This window comes from Segatella copri (genome assembly GCF_019127135.1).
Classification (GTDB): domain Bacteria; phylum Bacteroidota; class Bacteroidia; order Bacteroidales; family Bacteroidaceae; genus Prevotella.
In genome coordinates, this window is record NZ_JAHOEA010000175.1 from 1 (window position 1) to 596 (window position 596).

Genomic DNA, 596 nt, shown 5'->3' on the forward strand with positions numbered 1-596 from the left:
CAAAGCACGATATTTCAAGTCAGCCTCCTCCCAATCTTGATGCGCTCGCCATTGGTTGAGGTTGCCCCAAATGGAGAGGACAAGAGACAGAGCCAAGCTACCAATGAAAAGAAGAACATTCTTTGAGGTTGGCTCGAAGCGATGGGTTACAATTTTCTTTTGAGGTGAATTGTTCATCACTTCAAGCTTGTCCTGCAATACCTTCGAGGAAACATCATTCTCTTGTCTCATCTGCTTGACAGCATCAACCAAGAACCTGCTTCGCTGCTCATTTTTGCCATGTTCAATCTTGATAAGGTCAGCGAAAACAACAATGGCATCTCTTAATTTGGATAATTTACCAATGACTTCCTCCTCCTTACCAAACATAGCAATGATTGATTTCTCCAACTTGGTTATGTCAGTACTTGCAGGAACGGTTTCCGCTCCTGCGTTCTTTGTGGAGACAGAAAGTTCATCAACTTTCTGCTCCAATCTCTCAACTGTGCCGTAGATGGCTTCCAATAGTTCTTCTTTCATCTTTCTTTTGTTGTTTGAATGGTTTGTAACTTGCATCAAAGGCTAAAGCCTCTTCTGCGTTTCTTCTTTTTCTTCTT

Annotated in this window: 1 protein-coding gene; it reads right to left on the reverse strand. The window is 42.1% G+C overall.

All coding sequences use genetic code 11. The annotated features are described in order from the left end of the window. On the reverse strand, positions 1–519 hold a 519-nt coding region (locus tag KSW37_RS15725), incomplete at its 3' end, for a hypothetical protein (RefSeq protein WP_217315390.1). Between the last annotated feature and the right edge of the window lie 77 nt (positions 520–596).